Source organism: Lysinibacillus sphaericus (assembly GCF_006864135.1).
Taxonomy (GTDB): domain Bacteria; phylum Bacillota; class Bacilli; order Bacillales_A; family Planococcaceae; genus Lysinibacillus.
Window position 1 is genome coordinate 21995 of record NZ_SADV01000001.1, and the last position, 18685, is coordinate 40679.

21 protein-coding genes are annotated in these 18685 nt (G+C 33.0%); 8 read left to right on the forward strand and 13 right to left on the reverse strand.

Going from position 1 to position 18685, the window contains the following annotated elements; all coding sequences use genetic code 11:
* Positions 1-45: 45 nt before the first annotated feature.
* The 4 genes from C7Y47_RS00110 to C7Y47_RS00125 are packed head-to-tail and all read right to left on the reverse strand — an operon-like array spanning position 46 to position 2403.
* On the reverse strand, positions 46-597 hold the full coding sequence (locus C7Y47_RS00110; RefSeq protein ID WP_142506918.1) for a ferric reductase-like transmembrane domain-containing protein: 552 nt from the start codon (positions 595-597) through the stop codon (positions 46-48).
* Positions 598-1497 (reverse strand): FAD:protein FMN transferase, encoded by a 900-nt coding sequence (locus C7Y47_RS00115; protein ID WP_255504945.1) that lies wholly within the window; start codon positions 1495-1497, stop codon positions 598-600. It lies immediately after the preceding gene.
* A 13-nt stretch (positions 1498-1510) separates the two neighbouring features.
* On the reverse strand, positions 1511-1753 hold the full coding sequence (locus tag C7Y47_RS00120; protein WP_142506919.1) for a hypothetical protein: 243 nt from the start codon (positions 1751-1753) through the stop codon (positions 1511-1513).
* Positions 1754-1764: 11 nt separating this feature from the next.
* Positions 1765-2403: a copper amine oxidase N-terminal domain-containing protein gene (locus tag C7Y47_RS00125; protein ID WP_142506920.1), complete on the reverse strand. Its 639-nt coding sequence runs from the start codon at positions 2401-2403 to the stop codon at positions 1765-1767.
* A gap of 239 nt (positions 2404-2642) precedes the next feature.
* Here C7Y47_RS00125 and C7Y47_RS00130 point away from each other — a divergent pair, with 239 nt between their 5' ends.
* The 3 genes from C7Y47_RS00130 to C7Y47_RS00140 all read left to right on the forward strand — a co-directional run bounded on the left by C7Y47_RS00130 (position 2643) and on the right by C7Y47_RS00140 (position 4109).
* Positions 2643-3110 carry a LytTR family DNA-binding domain-containing protein gene (locus tag C7Y47_RS00130; protein ID WP_142506921.1) on the forward strand — a complete coding sequence of 156 codons (468 nt, stop codon included), beginning with the start codon at positions 2643-2645 and terminating at the stop codon, positions 3108-3110.
* 81 nt (positions 3111-3191) lie between these two features.
* The gene (locus C7Y47_RS00135; RefSeq protein WP_142506922.1) at positions 3192-3707 is read left to right on the forward strand and encodes a hypothetical protein; all 516 of its coding nucleotides are present in this window, start codon (positions 3192-3194) and stop codon (positions 3705-3707) included.
* A 15-nt stretch (positions 3708-3722) separates the two neighbouring features.
* The gene (locus C7Y47_RS00140; protein ID WP_142506923.1) at positions 3723-4109 is read left to right on the forward strand and encodes a DUF3021 family protein; all 387 of its coding nucleotides are present in this window, start codon (positions 3723-3725) and stop codon (positions 4107-4109) included.
* A 200-nt stretch (positions 4110-4309) separates the two neighbouring features.
* On the opposite strand, the gene C7Y47_RS00145 is transcribed toward C7Y47_RS00140, so the two are convergent.
* The 3 genes from C7Y47_RS00145 to C7Y47_RS00155 form a co-directional block, all read right to left on the reverse strand.
* Positions 4310-4774 carry an aminoacyl-tRNA deacylase gene (locus tag C7Y47_RS00145; RefSeq protein WP_142506924.1) on the reverse strand — a complete coding sequence of 155 codons (465 nt, stop codon included), beginning with the start codon at positions 4772-4774 and terminating at the stop codon, positions 4310-4312.
* Positions 4775-5184: 410 nt separating this feature from the next.
* A complete protein-coding gene (locus C7Y47_RS00150) occupies positions 5185-6012 on the reverse strand; it encodes a hypothetical protein (protein WP_142506925.1) in 828 nt (275 codons plus the stop codon).
* Between the two features lie 711 nt (positions 6013-6723).
* Positions 6724-7224: a S4 domain-containing protein gene (locus C7Y47_RS00155; protein ID WP_142506926.1), complete on the reverse strand. Its 501-nt coding sequence runs from the start codon at positions 7222-7224 to the stop codon at positions 6724-6726.
* 651 nt (positions 7225-7875) lie between these two features.
* On the opposite strand from C7Y47_RS00155, the gene C7Y47_RS00160 reads away from it, so the two are divergent.
* Entirely contained in the window at positions 7876-7986 is a 111-nt protein-coding gene (locus C7Y47_RS00160; protein ID WP_142506927.1) for a YjcZ family sporulation protein, read from the forward strand.
* Between the two features lie 357 nt (positions 7987-8343).
* Here the strand turns inward: C7Y47_RS00160 and C7Y47_RS00165 are convergent, their stop codons facing one another.
* Complete coding sequence (locus C7Y47_RS00165) at positions 8344-8610, reverse strand: hypothetical protein (RefSeq protein WP_142506928.1); 267 nt, start codon at positions 8608-8610, stop codon at positions 8344-8346.
* Between the two features lie 292 nt (positions 8611-8902).
* Between C7Y47_RS00165 and C7Y47_RS00170 the strand changes: the two genes are divergently transcribed.
* A complete protein-coding gene (locus C7Y47_RS00170) occupies positions 8903-9751 on the forward strand; it encodes an MBL fold metallo-hydrolase (protein ID WP_142506929.1) in 849 nt (282 codons plus the stop codon).
* Positions 9752-9971: 220 nt separating this feature from the next.
* Here the strand turns inward: C7Y47_RS00170 and C7Y47_RS00175 are convergent, their stop codons facing one another.
* From C7Y47_RS00175 to C7Y47_RS00190, 5 genes are all read right to left on the reverse strand, one after another.
* Positions 9972-11450, reverse strand: coding sequence for an Lsa family ABC-F type ribosomal protection protein (locus tag C7Y47_RS00175; protein ID WP_142506930.1), 1479 nt, complete (start codon positions 11448-11450; stop codon positions 9972-9974).
* 497 nt (positions 11451-11947) lie between these two features.
* Positions 11948-13003: a Cfr family 23S rRNA (adenine(2503)-C(8))-methyltransferase gene (locus C7Y47_RS00180; RefSeq protein WP_142507274.1), complete on the reverse strand. Its 1056-nt coding sequence runs from the start codon at positions 13001-13003 to the stop codon at positions 11948-11950.
* Positions 13004-13147: 144 nt separating this feature from the next.
* Entirely contained in the window at positions 13148-13309 is a 162-nt protein-coding gene (locus C7Y47_RS24750; protein WP_185903350.1) for a hypothetical protein, read from the reverse strand.
* A 134-nt stretch (positions 13310-13443) separates the two neighbouring features.
* Positions 13444-15183 carry an MFS transporter gene (locus tag C7Y47_RS00185; RefSeq protein ID WP_142506931.1) on the reverse strand — a complete coding sequence of 580 codons (1740 nt, stop codon included), beginning with the start codon at positions 15181-15183 and terminating at the stop codon, positions 13444-13446.
* Between the two features lie 21 nt (positions 15184-15204).
* Entirely contained in the window at positions 15205-15741 is a 537-nt protein-coding gene (locus tag C7Y47_RS00190; RefSeq protein ID WP_132359494.1) for a PadR family transcriptional regulator, read from the reverse strand.
* Between the two features lie 382 nt (positions 15742-16123).
* On the opposite strand from C7Y47_RS00190, the gene C7Y47_RS00195 reads away from it, so the two are divergent.
* From C7Y47_RS00195 to C7Y47_RS00205, 3 genes are all read left to right on the forward strand, one after another.
* Complete coding sequence (locus C7Y47_RS00195; RefSeq protein ID WP_142506932.1) at positions 16124-16561, forward strand: LytTR family DNA-binding domain-containing protein; 438 nt, start codon at positions 16124-16126, stop codon at positions 16559-16561.
* 12 nt (positions 16562-16573) lie between these two features.
* Positions 16574-17005: a DUF3021 family protein gene (locus tag C7Y47_RS00200; protein WP_142506933.1), complete on the forward strand. Its 432-nt coding sequence runs from the start codon at positions 16574-16576 to the stop codon at positions 17003-17005.
* A 188-nt stretch (positions 17006-17193) separates the two neighbouring features.
* Positions 17194-18495 carry an alpha/beta hydrolase family protein gene (locus C7Y47_RS00205; RefSeq protein ID WP_142506934.1) on the forward strand — a complete coding sequence of 434 codons (1302 nt, stop codon included), beginning with the start codon at positions 17194-17196 and terminating at the stop codon, positions 18493-18495.
* Positions 18496-18685 lie beyond the last annotated feature (190 nt).

Genomic DNA, 18685 nt, shown 5'->3' on the forward strand with positions numbered 1-18685 from the left:
GCGAAAGCGAAGCGTCAGCTACAATTATGCCAAGGCATAATTGATTTATTGTTGTGACGTTGAAATATTTACTCTTTTCATGAGCTGGCTTATTGTTCTCGCAACCAGCACTAACATCGTAATCCCCCCAGAAACTACATAAAACATAATAATCAATGTATTTTCTGTATCCGTTCCAATTAGCACTCCATGAACGAGCGATAATACCCATGCTGGTAACACAAGAAAGTGAAGTTTTTTCCATAAGGAGCGATTCATTGTACGAATCCATAAATCCGATGTCATAATCACCATTAATAACAAATAAAATGCTATTGTTCCAAGTGCCGATGGTAGAGACTGATATTTAGCTGAGAATGGAATTAAAATTGCTATTATACTATACGGCTCATATTGATCGATTAAAAGCACTAACATATGCGCTATTACGGTGATTAATCCTAGCCATCCCGCATTTTGATGTATATGATAAATTAAATTTTTATGGGATTTGACAAATGATGATTTTCTCAACAACCCAAATATAATGGAAATTGTAAAGTAAAAATACGCTAAAAACCCTAATAATCGAATCCATTCCCACGTACTGATGATCATCTATTTCACCCCCGTCATTCTCCAATTTGCTACTTGCCCTTCTTTAACAATGAAACGGGCACTATGTTGACAATTATTTTCGAACCATTGCTGCAATTCCCTTTCATCCATAAGAAAGCACAGTTTGGCACCAACCTCTGCATCACATAAAGAGGATGTTACGACTGAAGCTTGTAATACTTCAGTATTTGCAATTTCACCTGTTTGTCCATTTAATAAATGATGCTTTTTCCATGTTCCTTGCGTCCAGCTTCGATAAACTCGATTAGATGTAGCGATGGCACCTGTTTTCATCTTAATCGAGCTAATTTCCTTGTCGATATCCCAGGCATCTGCAACACCGATTGTCCAAGTCTTGTCCCCAGAAGACCACATTTTCATATCCCCTCCCCCGTCTATTAGTCCGTAATCAGGAGATATCTCTTCTTCAAGCCAATTCGCCAATTTTTCAATGGCATACCCTTTAGCAAATCCACCTAAATCAATTTCCTGCTGCGCTACCTTCATTACTTGCTCATCGCCTAGAAATTGAAATGGTTGGTCTGCAATCAGAGGTTTGTTTTGAAATGCCTTGCTATTAGCTGCATTAAATGGAAAAGATTGATTGTAGCCATGCTGTTCTAATTGGCGTTTAAGATACGGTGAAAATAAACTATTAGAAAGTTGATAATATTGATCCGCTTGCATTAAACAATCATATAGTAACGAATTAATGCGTAACGTTTCGCCAATTGCCAAATGATTTAGTTGTGATAATTCATTATTCGATTGAAATCTTGACCATTCTTTTGCTACGTATTGAAGCCATTTCTCAGCTTTTTCTTTCCATACGAAATGAACAACTTTTGGCATAGCTATATAAAATTCAGTATTCATTATTTGCAAAGTTAGTGTATCCACACGACCAACTCCATTAAGTTCTTTTCGTTTTGCGCTCGCTTTTGACAGCAGACTGACTTGTAATTTCAAAGTTTGTCCAATCCAGCTGTACGAGTTCTTTTTCTTTCTTCGTCATATTTTTCTGATCTACTCCCTGAACATTATTTGTACGTCTAGTTTCGGCTTCTGTTGGACTGTTAATTTGGGTTAGTATCGCTGCAGATAAAAGTATCCCTGACGCCCCTAATACCCATTTTGTCTTTTTCGGATCTTTCATAGTGCTTCCCCCTAATTCGTAATTGGTTGGCAGACAAATGTTTGATTATTCTCTTGCCACTCTGCTATATAACCTAAGCCATTCGTTATTGTACTAATAGGTACATATAATTCTTCATTCATGTAAAATACTTGTGCAGGAGATGGCGTTTTCACATTGTTATCATAAACAACGTTAGTTCCAGCTCGGTAAATTAATTCATTTGCTTCATTTTTGATATCTAAAATTTTACTCTCTTTGTAAAATGTCGCTTCCGCTCCTAAAACCTGTGCTACAGCTTTTCCAGGTACAAAAAATTCTCTGTCTTTTGGTACAATAAAAAAGCTTAGCTCCTTATTTGTCCCTTCTACCTTTAACGTAACTTTTTGAGAATTTGTAAAAGGTAGCGCTTCTTTATCTACAGCAACTGTTCGTGTCCAAATATTCCAAGTACCTTTCACACTTACTGCGTCTTGAAAATAATAAGTTTCACCTTCTTCTTCATCGTCATCGTAATATTTCTCATCGTCGTCTTTATAGTCCTTATATTCTTTATACTTTTCATGTTTTTTATCTTTATGTTCATGATCATCTGCATGTACGACTACGTCATTTGTAATAAAACCTGCCAATATGAGAACTACAACAAGACTAATTTTTTTCATCTTCATCTACACTACTCCTTTCCTTTGACTTCATTGTAGGTATCAAAAATGATACAAGACTGAAATTTTCAAACAAATTTTTACATACAACAAAAAGCCATTTCTATGGACAGATTTTTCTGCTAAGAAATGGCTTATTTCAAAATTTATGTTTTTATATATATAATATTGGTGAAAACTATCCTACAATTACAGCATAACATTAAATTACGAAGAACCCATTTTGAAAGGAAAATATGTCTTACATGAAGGTTAACATTAAAATTATTGAAAAACTTACAGAAGAAACATGTACATTTAACATTCACAAAGTAACGTCTTTTATTCAAGATATCGTATCAACCCTTGAAAAAAGCTCCGACAACTATTTATTAGCGAGGTCTACATCAAAAAACGAACAAGAAAAAATTCCTTATTCCAATATATTTTATTTAGAATATCTTGAACGGAAAATATTCATTTATACAAATGATACTATTTTTGAAACAAAAAGCCCTTTATATAAATTGGAGCATGATCTTCCCAATAACTTCATCAGAATCTCAAAAACGATCATCATCAATATTCATTTTTTAAATAAATTTTCGGTTAAACCTAACGGTAATCTTGAAGCCATTCTCTCGAATGAAGAGAAAGTAATTGTGTCAAGAAAATATGTATCTTCTTTGAAAAAGACGCTAAAAACATATTCCAAAAGTCCACTTATGTATTGATTTTCACCACATATGTTTAGACGTATTTCTTTATTCCCTCTTTGATGCCATGATGAATAACATTAAAGGAGGCAATAAAGAATGTATAACATCATTAGAGAAGTAATTTTAAGAACGCCAATGCCAGTATGGCTATTACTAATTATTTTAATAAAAAGAGGTATCGCTATCTCCCAGGAAAGGCCAATCAATTTATCTAAAATGTTTTTAGTTCCTTTCATATTTATGATATGGGGATTTGAAAAAATGACCTCTCAATTTACACACTTAGAATGTTGTTTGATGAGCTATTTCTTTTTCATATTTCCCGGGACTTTAATTGGTTATTTATTGTACAAAAAATATCAAATGTTCTTTAAACAGGGATCAGTAATTATGAGAAAGAAGTGCTATCTTCCATTGATCATTATTCTAATAAACTTTTTAGTGAAGTATCTCTTAAATGTAACTTTAGGCATCTCGCCATCATTTTATAATGACCTTTCATTTAATATCATTTATTCTGCTATAAATGGACTATCTATCGGACTTTTCTTCGGGGGAATTCTTTTTACATATTATGTACAAAAAGAATTAAACAAGCCTATCTTATTTTGAGAGGAAGACATTTCGTTGCAATTAAAAAACAGACTATTTTCAGGTTTAGGCACTGGTGCATTTATTTATATGATGGTTTTACTATCGAGAAAAAATATCATTTCTTCAGAAGCTGAGATTATTAGTGTAATCATAATCTCAGCTTTCGCAGGTATTTTTACAATCATTTTTGACATTGAAAAATTGAACTATTTGTTTGCTTTAGTCATCCATTTTATCATGATGTTTCTAGTAGTCTTTTCTATATCTTTATATAACAAGTGGGTAGATCATTTTCTAAGCGTAGATTTTATTGGTGGTTTTGTATTACTCTATTTGTTTGCTTGGATCATAACACTTACTAAGACTAAAAAAGAGACGCATGAACTTAATGACTTACTAAAACAGATAAAAAATTTATAAAGGGGATGCATTGGGTCACATTTAGTCTAGTGACCCAATGCCCTATTATGCAAACGAATCTTAATTAGGTAAATCAAGCTTCATTAAAACGCAGCTCTTTTTTCTTTATTGAACTAACGGTGCAAGCTTGTTGAAGAAACATGTTCCGCTACAAAAGTGGAATTTTAAATTCCATCACTATATACGGTTGTGATAAATTGCTATTTACTTACTTTAATAATAGTACCTTGATTGATTCTTAATAAGTCTTGAACATTTATTTTAACTAATGAGTTTTCAGAACCACCACCAGTATATATGACATCCATATTTGTTACTTTGGGATCCACTAAAAACTTTGCTTGAAAACCAAAAGAAGGAACTCCACCTGGTGGGAAACCTGTATGTTCAATAATTTCATTGCCGTTAGCAAGTCTTGGTTTTTCTATGTTTAGTGATTTGGCAACACGAGTTGTACTAGCTCTATTGTTTCCTTTTACAATAGCAACGATTAATTCATTATTTGAGTCAATCATGCAAATATTTTTTACAAAATCGTCTTCTGAACCATTAACTGTTTCAGCAGCCTCTTTTACAGAGTGGCATGATTGATTAAAAACGAAGTGCTCAGCTTTTACATCATTAGCGTCTAAAAATTCCTTCACTTTAGTTTCATATGAATTCATAAAGGTCTCCTTTTAATATTCTTATTTGTGTAAATATTAGCATAATAATGCAAGTTTTAAAATCACTACTAAATAATTATGCAATTGCGCTAGAAACGAAGATCATTTTCCATGTAACTTCACTCATCAGCAATAATGGTAATGAACGTTTTGCAAATTGCTTTATCTCATAGGCACTTCCCAACAAACTCTTACTCAAAAAACGCCTGAGTCTTCAACCTCAGGCGCTTAACATTTATACATTTTTACGAATCTATTTAAACCTATTTTGTTCACCGTATACTCTAAAACATAATCCATATGGGAGCATCCTACTATTCAAATGCCCTTCACATGTTGGCTCTTAGTTTTAGCCCGTAACAAATTTAGTGAGGTAAAGCGGGTTATTCCATCACACCAATTAGAATTTGTTAATGGTAAAAAGCTGCAGCAATTTCAAGTGCTTTTAGCGGCTCTTTGATTAAGTCAAGCGTATAGACAAGTTTTTCGTCCTGCCAAACAATTATATTTCCTGATTTATAAACATCTAAGCGCGCAAAACCATTTTGTTTTGGAATAGGAAGCATATGTGTTTCTAAAAACTGGACTGCCTGTTTTGCAAGCTTCACACCTGCATTTGGATTGTCAGTTCGTGTATGTGTCGCTAATGCCCATCGTCCCTCATTCCAACCAGTCCATAGCGAACCAGCTCCAGCATCCTGATAACCTATAATGTCATAACCAAGATCAACCTTTTGACCACCATTTTGACTATAGTTCACAAATGAAATTTGCTCATTTGCTACTTTAGCATTCGGATATTGCTTTACTACTAGTCTTGCAATAATCGTAGCTGTCTGTGAATTTTTAAGCTTTCTATCATTGATTGGCAAATACTCTTTACTTTCAAAAAATAGTACTTCAACTTGGTTTGCTTCTGCCTTCGTTGCTGCAGTTAAAAATGTACCTTTTGGTATAGGAAGTCCATTTGGTAAAATTATAGGTAAATTAGTTTTAAGCTGGTCCTTCAAATTTTTTAGTGCACCAGCTTGTGTATTAGAAGCTACTATGTTTCCTTTATTTGTTTTGGACGGTTCCTGTTTATTTTCATGTGATTGACGCTCTTCTTCTTGTGGCTTGTTTGACACGTTAGTTTGTTTTTCTTCTTGCGACTTTTTCGGCACAGGTTCTTCTTGATCAGAGCATGCACTTATTATACTGAAACTTAAAAACATGACAATGAAAAGTATTTTTTTCATGGCATTGGCCCCCTTTATTTTTCCTATCCTTAATCAACTAAAACTTTGTTATTTAATTCGTTTCGTCAATTCATTAAACTTATAACCAGGCATATCGTAATTCTTTACCTTTACTTTACGGTAAGAAAACCCATTATCTTTTATTTTCAAACCCCGAAGAGCAGTTTCATCATTGATTAATCCGTAAAACCTGTAAATTGTTAGCGTTCAATACAATTCATATATCTACCTCCTAAAATTAGGATTCGGTTAGTAGACGTGAATTCATGACAATAGTTTCACCGTTTTCCAAAAAAATCTAATTTGAGGGTACTGCTAGCTACTATAAAGTTATAGAACTCTTTAGTTGCCGAAAGAAACTAAAGCTAAACCTATCCATTTGATTTCCCCTCTTAACCTTGATGTCTGAATTATAGACAAGTTTTCCTTTACAGATGAATGACTATTGTCCAACATTTATTGCTCTGTTCTTCCTTTTTCGTAGGAATAGAGATTTCTGACTTACCTCTAGAATTGGATAAATTTCCCTATTACCATTAAACAGTTGATGTCGTTAGACCAAAAAGAAAAAGTTGTAATAAACTATTCAATTGACCATTAGGATTTCACGATCCACCTGTTACGCTATTATGTGAGTTTCTCCCTCAAACAAAAGGTCGCACTGATGCAGGGAAATGTCTCCCTTCACCATGTTGCGACCTTGAAAGAAATTTATTTGTCAATGTAAATAGAAATGCGTTCACCCTTTGACAATTTTGCACTAGGTTTAATGATTTGATCATTTAATTGAATCGTTCCATCTTCAATTTTCTTTATGATCTGTGATCGACTCCAATCTTCAATTTGAATTGCAAGCACTTTATCAATTCGGTGTTTGCCAATTACATCATCTAATACAATGTATATCACCTTTATTCCTTGTTTTGCTAAGCTGATTATCGGAATCGTTGATAATATTGAAGCTTCTTCTTTCTGCTCCTCAACTTCAGCAACATGCTCTGAGAACGTTTTATAAATAGCTAACTTTTTATTCCACGTATGATTTTTTTCGCATTTATATATTGCATATTGGTATATGTTTTTTCCATTTGCGTTATGCCTTCGTACATTTGTATCCGTAAAAACAGATATTCTCCCACACATTTTGCAGTGCTTCTTGACAGTTTGTTCTGGTATTTGAGAAAGTCTCCAGCGGAATGTAATATTTAACATTAATCCTTCACCTCTTAAGATAAAGGTACGCAAGCATCTATTTGGATATCTCGCAGTACAATGTAAAATTTATTGTTTAAATAAAAAAGGAGATCCTAAACAAGGACCTCCTGACGCATTGAGACTACAGGGTTGCTTGGTTCCTTTGTAATGAGAAAAATGGGCATACTACCCCCTTGAAAAAAACATTGTTTTTTTGAGGATAATGCTATCCAATTTATTGATCATTACAAAGTAAAGTTTGGCATACGTGTTCTCCTGTATCCTTTCTATCCAAATAGGGTTATTCCAATATTACCATATACTTACACACAAATACAATTGGAGTGTTATTCAATTATTGATATTGCTAAAAATTCACAGCCCGATTTACCCGAGGAATTCAAATTGTCCGAAAGTTATGCCCTGATATATCATAAGCACCGTTTTGAAAACAACATAAAACAGTTTTATTTAAAATAAAAACCTATCCCTTTAGAGCTCACAATGTTATAGCATTGATTCTTGTTAACGCACTCAACACCAATCATCTTCCAATTTCAAATCGTCATCATTTTCTTTTCTAAAAATACTTAAAAACAACTAGATAATTATCAATATTGTTCTCGAATACTATGAATACTATAAATTAAAGAAAGGAGGGAAATAATTATGTCTTGTGGTAGTGGTAGTGGTTATGGTACAGGTTCAGCATTTGCGTTAATTGTTGTTCTGTTCATTCTTCTAATTATTGTCGGCGCTAGTTTCATGAGAGTCTATTAATACCCAACACCGCCCCCTAATGCTCATAACTATTGGAAGGTCATAATAATTTAACCTTTCACATTCAAATACTAAGGGTCATTATCCTCCGGTGACCCTTTTAAATTTTCCTCTGTCTCTATCATACTCAACCCTCAAATGCTAAAAAAACAACTATAACTTGGTTAGATACAGTAAAAAGCCGTCTTACTAAAGGGCTCAAGCCGCCATGTTGGGTCTTCTCTCCATATTTTGACTCTTCTATCCATGATTCTGATTGTTCTATCCACGATTTTGGCTCTTCTATCCACGATTCTGATTGTTCTATCCACGATTTTAGCTCTACTATCCATAACTTCGCCTGAAGCGTGAAACACTTCATCTGCTTTCAAATATTAAATAAACGGTATTAGAACTTGTAGCATGACGTAAAATGTTGAATCCACTATTCCAATACTGCCCAAGATGAAACATATCCAAAATATTGTTAATGCCCCGAAAATCTCTAATACCTGATTTCAATGAAAAATAACCCGTTACGATCTCCGCAACTGAATATTTAAACGCGATTAATTCCGATAAAAATTCCCCACGAACTAAATTCATCATACGATCTAAAATATGAACTCGGTTTGGCGATGCCATTTACTGCCACTGAGTCTGAAGGTAATAAAATAGCCATTAAAGCAAAGACAGCAGCTAAAGGAATTATCCAGTGTACAAACAGACCACCAATAATACGTTAATTACACTAAAACAATCGCGTCAAATTTTCGCAAAAATCAATTTATTGTGTTATGCTTTTCCTTAGCAAAAAAAGGAGGTACAGTCCAATGGTAAAAAAGTAAAATGAGAAAATCTTAAATTATGTTTTTTCCAACAAACATGTAGATTTTCTCTTTCATAGAATTAATATCTAATGTAAAGGAGAAATAACATGTTAAATAAATTAAGTGATACTATTTATTATTTACCAAATCAAAATGATAATGAACGACCAACGTTAGGATTGGTGTGTGGTGACCAATGTAGTCTAATTATAGATGCTGGCAATTCAACTCAACATGCTAAAGATTTTTTACTTGAAATCGACAAATTAGATGTACCACCTATCAAATATTTGGTAATTACACATGCTCATTGGGATCACTTCCTTGGTATGAATGAATTTGAAGCAACTGTTATCGTTAATAGTCGAACAAACGAATTGTTAAAAGAATGGCAAAGTTATAGGTTTGATGATAATTCGCTTCAAAAATATGTAAAAGCTAATAAGATAAGTGCTCAGGATATGGAGATTATACAAGCTAATATACCAAAAAGAGATAGTTTTAAATTGAATTCTCCGGATGTAATCTTTGAAAATACATTAACCATTGATTTAGGTAATAAAGTTTGCCTAATTGAAAAAATTAGAAGTACTCATACAGACGACTCTACGATTATTTATATTCCGGATGAAAAAGTTGTTTTTTTAGGTGATTCCGCATATTGTACAACAACAAATGGCCTATTTCATTTCAAGCAATCATTATTATTACCTATGATTCAAGACATTAAAAAATATAATGCTGAATGGTTCTTACTTGGTCATGAATCGATCTGTGATTCCAATGAAATGAATATTTATTGGGAAGAGTTAACAACAGCTAGTCAAGCTGTAAAATCAACCTCATTAGAAACTGCTATTAAGTGCTTTAAGGTAGAAAATAAAAGAGACCCCAATGATAATGAATTATTTTTCTTAAAAGCATTTGTTAATGACCGTATAAATCAATCACAATAATTGATTAATAGCCACCTCCTTTAACCTTTTGGCATACCAGTTCCCTCAGCATACTGAGTTGTGGCTAATTTCATACCTTTGTCCACATTCTTTTTATTGTTTAAAATAAAGTTTATACAACTCAAAATCCGGTATTTTACGATAAATAAAAGAATCCATTTTGAAAAAAAGATTGTTTCAAAATGGATTCTTTAATTACATATTAATTTTTCAAATTTAGCTACATAGATATAGTTTTGGTTGCAACTGTTTGTTGAAATGCTCGATCATGCTCAACAAAAACCATTGTAGGATTAAATTTTTTAATAAGCTCTTCAATCTGCATGCGCGAATAAATATCAATAAAATTCAATGGTTCATCCCAAATATAGATATGCGCTTTTTCACATAAACTTTTGGCTATAAGTAGCTTTTTCTTTTGTCCACCAGAATAATGAGAAATATCTTTCTCAAATTGAATTCGGTCAAAGTCCATCTTACGTAGGATAGATTTAAATAACGTTTCATCAATCCCATGCTCTTCAATAAAGTCCGTTAACATTCCCTTCAAATGAGAAGTATCTTGTTGGACATAGGAAATAATAAGTTCTGAACTTACATACATCGAGCCCGTATGCTGTATCGGATTTCCTAGAATTAGTTTGAGGATGCTACTTTTTCCGCTTCCATTCTTGCCATCCAGCACAATTCTGTCACCTTGTTCCAGTTTAAAGCTTATTGGCTTATTCACTATTTGGTCATCGTACTGAACAGACACATCAGCCAAAACAATCAATTCATTTGAATGAAACGCCAATGATTCTAATTTTAATGACTCCGTTTTTTCCACATTTTTCAGCAGTTTTGACTTTTCCTCAATAGCTTTTTGTTGCCTTGATTCAAGGTTTTTTGCTCTCTTCATCATCTTTGCTGCTTTATGTCCTACAAAACCTTTGTCTAACTTAGAACCTGAATTCGTTGTTCCATTTTTGGAAGCTTCCACTTGATTTGACCAACCTGATGTACGCTTTGAAGACTGTTTTAATCTCCCTATATCTTTTTGTAAACGCTCATTAGTTGACTCTTCGTGTTCCTGCTGTCTATCAAAATTTAACTTCCAAGAAGAATAGTTACCACTTTGAACTTCAATATTGGCCCTATTTATAGATAGAATATGGTCAACGCATCCATCTAAAAAGATTCTGTCATGTGAAATTAAGATAAACCCTTTTTTCTTCCTTAAATATTCAGAGACCATCTTTCGTGCTTCCGTGTCTAGATGGTTGGTTGGCTCATCAATTAATAGAAATTGACCTTCCGTCAAAAAAAGTGCAGCAAGCAACACCTTTGTTTGTTCTCCATTTGACAATGTTTTAAAAGGTCGATACATGACCTCGGCATCAACGTCTAGATAGGATATTTCACGAAGAATTTCCCAATCTTCTGCTTGGGGGCAAATTTCTTCCATGATTTCATGCGTATACTTGTTTTTATCCGAAACTGGATAAGGGAAATAATTAAATTCCACTGAAGAAATGATGTTCCCACTATACTCATAATTCCCTAATAATAAATTAAAAAATGTTGTTTTTCCTCGTCCATTTCGACCGATAAATCCAAGTTTCCAATCCGTATCTAGTTGAAAGTTTACATTTTCAAAAATATTGTCAAAGCTACTTGGATAAGAAAAAGTTAAATTTTGAACTTGTATCATTGACATGATAAATCCTCCTTTGTATATCAATTCTTTTTACTTTTTTATACAAAGTCGGCATATCCATCCATTGTAAATTTCTCCGTATAAGTTGATGGATATTAACGACTTGTACGGAGTAATACATGCGTAACAATAGTGTCTGAATCGCTCATTTTTTTCTCTCCTTTGTTTTTGATTTATGTTACAGACTAAAAAAAATTGTCTTAACTATGAGAGCATAAAAAATCCTCCCAATTTGAAATTGGAAGGATTAGTCTTTCACTTATACTAAATAAGTGCTCTTTTTTGCCATTGGAACCATGACAAATAAAACGTAAACTGATTTATAAAAATGGACAGACTAATCCTATATTTTGTAATTTGAAGTTTGAAGTTGTTCATTTCAAATAAAAATATAGTTTAGTTAATCATCGTCCATTCATCAGTCCTCTCATAATTTGTATTTTCATTTTACCAAATTTTTTTATGAAATACAATTCAACATTCTTCTTCATTTCAAATTACTGCTTGTTGCTCCTTTGGTAATTGCCATACAATTGACCACAAGCTGCATCGATATCAATGCCAAATTGACTTCTAATGGTCACATTAATATCTGATGATTTTAATTTTTTGTAAAAATTCACAACATGACTTTCATTAATTTCGCCGTATCTTAAAGGAGAACTAACAGTTGGGTTATACCTGATTAAATTTACATGATATAAACGTCCTTCTTTATATCGACCTTTTAATAAACTTACTACTTCTTTAGCATGGTCAATAGAATCATTTACACCAGGTAACATTACATAAGCTATATATACTTTTCTTGATGTTGTTCGAATATGCTCATCTAATGTGTCCATCACATCTAATAATGGATACCTATCATTAATCGGCATCAACTTACTTCGTTGTTCATTAAATGGGGAATGTAACGAAAACGTCAAATTGACTTGCGGATAATTCAGAGTCATTTTTTTTATACTTGGAATAATACCAATAGTTGAAATAGATATTCTACGAGGGCTGAAAGCAAACAACATAGGATCAGTAAGTACATCCAAGGCATCAAAAACTTGTACATTGGCTAATGCTTCTCCCATCCCCATAAAAGAAATACTATCGATGGAGTGACCTTGTAGGTAAAAATAGAGGATTTGGTCAGTTATTTCATCTGACGTTAAATTTCTTTTTAATCCAATATCACCTGTTGCACAAAATTTACACCCAAAATTACATCCGCATTGAGAAGATATACAAAATGACTCCCACCCAGCTTTATACTTCATATTTACCGTTTCTATTTTTTCATTTCCTGAAATCTCAAATAAAACTTTAGTGACTTGCTCAGATTGTTGTTCCTTTAAAGGAGAAGCATCTAAAATAGACTCTCCAAATTCCTTAATTAAAATTTCTCTTAACGACTTTGGAAGTACATTAATTTCGTAGAATTTATTTATTCTTTCTTTAAAAATGGCATTCAATATTTGTTTCATTCTAAAGTTAGGATAATTATGTTCCTTTAATAATTCTTCTATTCTTTTATACTTATTGTTTAGTTTTACTTGCATCATTCTCATTCCTTCCATAAGCTCTCTATTTTTATAGGAGTAAATTGAAAGGAGTTGTCTATGCCTTAAACACAAAAAAACACCGATAAAATTATCGGTGCTGAACTTTAAATAAAAAAATAATGCACAAATAAATAAAAGACTCTAAATCATTGTATTGTCATTTATTTGCCATTGAGGTAAAGCTCCGATAACTGTTTTTGTATGGTTGTATAGCTTAAAAAAGGACAGACTACTCCCTTTAACAGCTAAAACATTTCCAATTTTTACATTTTTACCGAACAGAATTCTAAAAACAGTTAACATTGCTTCCACCTCCTTTTGTCAAATTTATTATAGAGTAATCTAACATGAAAGTAAGTTTATGTAAAGTGTAATTCTAAAATTGTTGTAATACTAGCCAATCTACAATGAAACTTAGTTGTTAAATCTTGGGACAACTATACATTTTGTCTCTTTTTATTACCAACTTCAAATTTTCTATTACGGAACATAAACGCGACTAAGCTACATAGCAAAATAATTGGTACACTCACTTTATATAAATCTGTAAAACTTTTTGCCATCTCTTTTTCAGCGTAATGACTAATATCATCCGAGTATGCATCCATTTCTTTCTTTATACCCTCTAGTTTTTCTTCAACCCCTTTCGTTACTTGATTAGTAATTGCTGACCTTTTCATTTCTCTGTATTGTACCGGGACTTCATTTAGTGCATTATTTACTTTCTCTTCAATGATGCTTTCCTTTTGTTGTTGACTTATGCCAATACTATCAGTTCCCTGTTTCTTTTCTATACTCGACTCTAATTCTTTGTTTTGTATTTTTTCTTTTGTTACTGTTAATATTTTCTCTTGCTCAGCTTTATCAACATGAAGACCATGCACTTTTTCTTCCGCATAATGAAAAACATTACCTTTATTTGTTGACAAATTATGAGTCAAGCCTGATACAAAAATAGCCACTGCCAATACAATTCCTATCTGTCTAAGCATGGACACAACACTTTGAGAAGCGGTTAATAATTCTCCCTCAAATGTGGAGGCTGTCAATATAGTAATTGGCCCAACAACTAAACCATATCCAACACCTAAAATCATACACGGGATGATAATTTCTTTACTTGTTGAATTTGTTCCTATCATTTGTAAACAATAATAAGCCAAACTCATAACTATAAATCCTACTAATATTACCCGAACCTTACCGAGCTTCTTCATAATCAGTGAAGCAAATGGAGAAACTAGAAATATCATGGCAGAAATAGGTGTCACTAAGAAAGCTGCTTCAATTTCTGTTCGATGTTGTATCTTAGTGAGAAACGTCGGCAGTAAAACAGTTACCCCAATTAAAAACAAATTACTAAGTATAACTACAATAGAGGCCCCAACAAAAGTTCGATCTTTAAATAACAGTAAATTTATCATCGGTGACGTAACTTTTCTTTCGACTAATATAAATAAAACAAAAGAAATAGTACTGATGATATAGCATATCCATGCAAAGTTACTCAGCCACCCCCAGGTATTCCCTTTCACTAAAACAAGTGTGAAAAAGAAAATAGCCAAACTAGAAAGTACTAATCCAGTCCAATCAATTTTAGCAACTACTCGTTCCTCATTCTTAATAATTAACATAATGAAACATAAAACAATACCAATGGCACAAATCGGTAGATTAACGAGGAACACCCATCTCCAACCTAGATTTTGTGTAATAACTCCTCCTAGTACAGGACCTATGGCTGCAGATAATCCTTGTGTCACCCCTAAAATACCAAGCGCAACATGCCTTTTTGCCACTGGAACCGCCGAAACTCCAATCACCATACTTGTTGGAAACAAAATAGCAGCTCCTATACTTTGAATAAAACGAGAAAAAATAAGAAAATCACCCGTATTTGCAAGCGCACATAATGTTGAACCCATGCCAAAAATTATTAAACCTATAATATATAATTTTGCTTTTCCAAAGATATCAGCGACTCGACCTAGTGGTATTGCTAATACCGCAATAGACATCGTATATACATTCAATATCCAGGACATTTTCTCCAACGATGCGCTCACATCAGCCTGTATTGCTGGTAAAGCAATATTCATAATTGTCGTATCAATCATACACAAGAAAATTCCTAGACACATTAAAAATACGATTTTGATTCCTTTAGATTGTTCCATAACATTCCCCACTCACTTGTTTTACTTTCCTTCTCTTTTTTCTTGTATTGTTAATTGCGCCAATTTATTTTTTAATGTTTCAACTTGTGCAGTATAACTTGCAATCCCAACATCAAAAGAAATCTCCTCCGCAAATGTAATAGCTTCTTTCCATTTTTCGTATTTTAAACGGAGATCTGTAACATACGCCTCTTTTCTCTCAATTTCCTCTTCAATCCACTTTCTAATAGTATTCGTATCGCTATAATCCCCAAAATACATGCGCATTAAAAAGTCAGAACGCAGAACCTCCTTCTCTACATCTGACTTCATGTATTGATAAAACTCTTCTCTTCCTTCATCTGTTATGAAATACATTTTTTTATTTGGCTTACCTTCTTGCATCACAACCTCTTTTTTTATTTTCCCCTCTTTTTCTAGCTGTCTTAATGTCGGATAAATCATTCCAAAACTGCCATCAAAAAAATGCGAAAATACATCTTCAAAAACTATTTTTATATCATAACCAGATAATTCTTTTTCCATGAGTAACCCTAAAACAACATCTCTTCCTTTCAAGAAAAGCACCTCACATATTTTTATATAACCAACAACCATATAAACATTGTTAATATGATTATTGATTATATATTTTGTTTATTCGTTTGTAAAGTTTAACCATTAAAGTTTTTATAAGCTTTTATTCGTTAAAATGTCAGCCACCCCTGCTATTGTGATTTCCCTCATACTTTATCTGTACTGTGCCTTTTCTCGTCCACTTGACTTAGCCGACTTTGACTACTATCATAAAATAAAATCCGTACAGTATTCTGATGAAATGTATAAAATTGTATAAAAGAGATGTTAATATTAGATTAAACAAATCAATTTAGCTATGCTTCATTTGCAAGTTTATAAAACTGAATAGAATTAAAGAATTTGAAATTTCGTGGGTGATCATTTGAAAATTTCAATTGAAGAAATAAGCCAAGAATTAGAAGAAGAGATTCTTATTAGGTGTTATGAGGTTGATGACGAAGTAGACGAAATCATTAACAAGCTGACAACGAAAGACATCATTTTACTTGGACATCAAAATGATAGTATTCACCGCATTAAGCTTCATGATATCTATTATTTCGAGGCAGTTGAGGGAAAAGTGTTTATTTACTGCAGGGACAACGTTTTTGAGGTAAAACAAAAACTATACGAGTTAGAAGAATTATGTAAAGGAAAAAACTGTTTTCGCGCATCGAAATCAACCATTTTGAATATCACCAAAATTTCATCTGTTTATCCGACTATAAGTGGTCGATTCGAAGCGGTACTGGATAACGGAGAACGAGCTGTTATATCAAGGCAGTATGTGCCTGTCCTTAAAAATATGCTTGGTTTGTAAAGAGGGATACATATGAATTTTTTGGAATTTGTGCAAAAGATAATTAAGAATTTCTTTATCATCTTCGCATCCATAATCATGATTATTACTTTGTTGCGACAAATGTATCATCCTGACATGGACTTTGATTTGAAGTCGATTTATATCCTTATGGCATTTTCATTTTTAGGTGCACTAACGGAATTTATTTTTTATTCTCCAAATGATCTAAGTGAGAAGAAAATGCGTATAAGAATTATTATTCATTTCTTCACTTTGGAGATTTTATTGATTGTTCTTGCTAGCGCTTTGAATCTTGTAACTGGTCAGGGTGTCATCATTCTTGCACTGCAAATTGCGGTAATCTATATCATTGTTCATCTACTGTCATGGCAAAATGATAAAAAAGATGCAAAAAAAATCAATGAAAAACTAAAGACTTTTAAGAAAGACGTCGATGAGTAAACAGAAAATCAATAAGCAGTACAGTAATCGGCTGCAACAGATTATTTTACGGTAAGTATTTTGAGCTTACCGTTTTTTTGCATCTTATTGCCTTATAAATACAACTTACTGTTTTTCCATATACATCCTTCCAGCTGTTTATTATGATAATTTCATAAAAATTTTTCTAATGAGGTGGAGGAACGACTATGGGAATATTACTATTAGTAATTGCTTTAATTTTCGAAATTGCTTTTGCAATCTACTGCATAGCAACTAAGCAAAACCATAAAAAATTAAAGAATTGGATTAGAATTGCTATATTTATTGTTTTTGCAATACTTACTGTTTCATCGGTTATTGTCTGGGGTTTTAGCTGGGTAATGCTTGCTATCCTTCTTTTCTTATTGGCCGTTAAAGGGACAGTATCTCTTATTCTTAAGAAAACGAATATCAAACAATACAAAACTTCTAACATTGTGTGGAAGTCCATTATGATGATATTGATATTTGTCTTTGTACTCTCACCTGTCATTATTTTTCCACAGTATCAATTACCAAAAGTGACAGGAGAATATGAAGTCGCAACCGCTACTGACACATATATTGACAGGAATCGTATGGAGGCATTTTCTAATAAGGGGGACAACAGAAGTGTTAATGTGGAATTTTGGTATCCAAAAAACGCAGATGGAACATACCCTCTATTAGTATTCTCACATGGAGCATATGGTATTAAGACAAGCAACGGATCTACTTTTACTGAGCTAGCAAGCCACGGGTATGTCGTCGTTTCCATCGATCATCCTTATCATTCCTTCTATACTCAATCAGAGGATGGAAAAGTAACGATGATCAATTCAGATTTTAAAAATGAAGTTGAAAATGCAAATAAAGGTGTTTACTCGAATGAAGAACGCTATAATATTATCCAAAAATGGATGAAACTGCGAACAGACGATATGAATTTTGTCATTGATACAGTACTAGCAAAAGCCAAAAGTGACAATAACCCTATTTATCAACATATCAATACAGAGAAGATTGGTGTGTTTGGGCACTCAATGGGAGGTGCTGCAAGTGTGTGGCTAGGTAGAGCACGCAATGATGTAAGTGCAGTAGTAAATATCGATGCCACTTTCTTTAGTGAACTTGTTTATAACAAAGCGGATGATAAATTTATGGCAAGCAGCAAAGTCTACACAACCCCTCTTTTTAACATTTATTCAGACGATGTTTGGCGTCAACTGGAAAGTACTCCTGTTTATGTAGCGAACAAACTCGATAATAAACAGTTCGAAGGAGCATATACTACTCATCTTAAAGGGGCAAAACATTTAAGCTTGACCGATTTGTCGCTTTTCTCTCCTATTTTGACATATATTATACAAGGCGGAAAAGCCGAGATTGATAAATATTACTGTATTGAAACTGAAAATGCATTAATTCTTAAATTTTTTGACTTTGAATTAAAAGGAATCGGCCATTTCACTCCCGAAGAGACATATTGAACAGAGTTTCTGCCGCACTTTGTCAAATACTTGTAAGTGTTGTTTTTTGTCATCAAAATAGAAAATTATATCTTCCGCTGTCTCTTACCTGGTGAGTTACGTATAGTCCGCCAGCACTCGGTGTAGCGAACGCCTACAAAAGAATATTCACTTTTCTGTCATTGAAAACCGCCAAAAAGGCTTAGGGAAT

Excerpts from the sequence above, each read along its gene's own strand:
- C7Y47_RS00185 (WP_142506931.1), bottom strand. The coding sequence starts at position 15,183 with ATGGAACAATCTAAAGGAATCAAAATCGTATTTTTAATGTGTCTAGGA.
- C7Y47_RS00180 (WP_142507274.1), bottom strand. The coding sequence starts at position 13,003 with ATGCAAGTAAAACTAAACAATAAGTATAAAAGAATAGAAGAATTATTA.
- C7Y47_RS00110 (WP_142506918.1), bottom strand. The coding sequence starts at position 597 with ATGATCATCAGTACGTGGGAATGGATTCGATTATTAGGGTTTTTAGCG.
- C7Y47_RS00200 (WP_142506933.1), top strand. The coding sequence starts at position 16,574 with ATGAATTTTTTGGAATTTGTGCAAAAGATAATTAAGAATTTCTTTATC.
- C7Y47_RS00165 (WP_142506928.1), bottom strand. The coding sequence starts at position 8,610 with ATGGCATCGCCAAACCGAGTTCATATTTTAGATCGTATGATGAATTTA.
- C7Y47_RS00130 (WP_142506921.1), top strand. The coding sequence starts at position 2,643 with ATGAAGGTTAACATTAAAATTATTGAAAAACTTACAGAAGAAACATGT.
- C7Y47_RS24750 (WP_185903350.1), bottom strand. The coding sequence starts at position 13,309 with ATGTTAACTGTTTTTAGAATTCTGTTCGGTAAAAATGTAAAAATTGGA.
- C7Y47_RS00145 (WP_142506924.1), bottom strand. The coding sequence starts at position 4,774 with ATGAATTCATATGAAACTAAAGTGAAGGAATTTTTAGACGCTAATGAT.
- C7Y47_RS00170 (WP_142506929.1), top strand. The coding sequence starts at position 8,903 with ATGTTAAATAAATTAAGTGATACTATTTATTATTTACCAAATCAAAAT.
- C7Y47_RS00135 (WP_142506922.1), top strand. The coding sequence starts at position 3,192 with ATGTATAACATCATTAGAGAAGTAATTTTAAGAACGCCAATGCCAGTA.
- C7Y47_RS00120 (WP_142506919.1), bottom strand. The coding sequence starts at position 1,753 with ATGAAAGATCCGAAAAAGACAAAATGGGTATTAGGGGCGTCAGGGATA.
- C7Y47_RS00175 (WP_142506930.1), bottom strand. The coding sequence starts at position 11,450 with ATGTCAATGATACAAGTTCAAAATTTAACTTTTTCTTATCCAAGTAGC.
- C7Y47_RS00160 (WP_142506927.1), top strand. The coding sequence starts at position 7,876 with ATGTCTTGTGGTAGTGGTAGTGGTTATGGTACAGGTTCAGCATTTGCG.
- C7Y47_RS00205 (WP_142506934.1), top strand. The coding sequence starts at position 17,194 with ATGGGAATATTACTATTAGTAATTGCTTTAATTTTCGAAATTGCTTTT.
- C7Y47_RS00150 (WP_142506925.1), bottom strand. The coding sequence starts at position 6,012 with ATGAAAAAAATACTTTTCATTGTCATGTTTTTAAGTTTCAGTATAATA.
- C7Y47_RS00125 (WP_142506920.1), bottom strand. The coding sequence starts at position 2,403 with ATGAAGATGAAAAAAATTAGTCTTGTTGTAGTTCTCATATTGGCAGGT.
- C7Y47_RS00155 (WP_142506926.1), bottom strand. The coding sequence starts at position 7,224 with ATGTTAAATATTACATTCCGCTGGAGACTTTCTCAAATACCAGAACAA.